The sequence below is a fragment of the Parendozoicomonas verongulae genome, from assembly GCF_009711465.1.
In the GTDB taxonomy this organism is placed as follows: domain Bacteria; phylum Pseudomonadota; class Gammaproteobacteria; order Pseudomonadales; family Endozoicomonadaceae; genus Sansalvadorimonas; species Sansalvadorimonas verongulae.
In genome coordinates, this window is record NZ_SMME01000627.1 from 1208 (window position 1) to 2267 (window position 1060).

General features: G+C 56.3%; 2 protein-coding genes. One reads left to right on the plus strand and one right to left on the minus strand.

Annotated features, from left to right (window positions below; all coding sequences use genetic code 11):
- A partial coding sequence (locus E1189_RS23095; RefSeq protein ID WP_196221045.1) for a hypothetical protein occupies positions 1-357 on the minus strand: 357 nt, incomplete at its 3' end.
- Between the two features lie 119 nt (positions 358-476).
- Here E1189_RS23095 and E1189_RS23100 point away from each other — a divergent pair.
- Positions 477-980: a hypothetical protein gene (locus E1189_RS23100; RefSeq protein ID WP_196221046.1), complete on the plus strand. Its 504-nt coding sequence runs from the start codon at positions 477-479 to the stop codon at positions 978-980.
- The last annotated feature ends 80 nt before the right edge of the window (positions 981-1060 follow it).

The window sequence follows — 1060 nt, forward strand, 5'->3', positions numbered from 1 at the left end:
CGATGGGGAATCAACCTTGCTGGGAGCTGCGGTGCAGGTAGAGCCCTCTGCTATCAGCCCAAGGGTTTCCTTGTCCTGGCGTGGCAGCGTGATTCTGGATGGACTCCCATCCCCCTGGCACAGCAGGCTATTTTCTGGATCCGGTACACAGAATGTGTCGTCCAAAGGCTGAACGACGGGTGATGATGTGCGGATACGGCCTGTTGAGATGATATCGGCCTCCCCTTCACCTGTTGGCACAACAAGCGTGCAGCTAATCACCTGTTTGTCTATACCCGCATCAGTAACAATAGCGGGAGCTACGGTCAGGATAAGAAGCCATGAGGTATTTGCCAGCCTTTGCAACGAGCATAACATCTGATTCAACCCAAGCACGAAAGGCTAGTCAATGAGTAAGATAGCGGTTCTTTTTAAATACCGTCTCCTTTCTTTTTGATCGGCTGTCTCTTGCACCGGACGTCGTTGCTAATCCGGCGATGAGAGTTAAGAAGGCTGACCGTATCGAAGGTAGTGCCGCAGGGGCAGGTGGTGTTCTGCTTCCCCTTGCATCGTGCGTCTCTGCTGCTCTGGCGGTGAGCGTTAAGTCGGCTGATCGTATCGAAGATAGTGCCACAGGGGCAGGTGGTGTTCCGCCTCCCCTTGCACCGAACGTCGCTGCTGCTCTGGTAGTGAGTTTTAAGCCGGTTGGCCGAATCGAAGATGGCGCCGCAGGGGCAGACGGTGTTCCTTTTCCCCCTGCACTGAGCATCTTTGCTGCCCTGACGGTGAGCGTTAAGCAGACTGACCGAATCAAAGGTGGCGCCGCAGAGGCAGGTGGTGTTTTGCTTCCCCTTGCACCGGGCGTCGCTGCGCACCCGGCGGTGAGAGTGAAGCAGGTTGACCGTATCGAAGACGGCACCGCAGGGGCAGGTGGTGTTTTGCTTCCCCATGCACCGGACATCACTGCTGTTCCGGCGGTGAGTGTTAAGCAGGTTGGCTGAATCGAAAGTGGTGCCACAGGGGCAGGTAATATTCTGCTTCCACTTGCACTGGGCATCACTGCTGCCCCGGCGGTGAGAGT

Bases quoted from the DNA above. Each gene is read 5' to 3' on its own strand.
- E1189_RS23100 (WP_196221046.1), top strand. From the start codon at position 477: ATGAGAGTTAAGAAGGCTGACCGTATCGAAGGTAGTGCCGCAGGGGCA.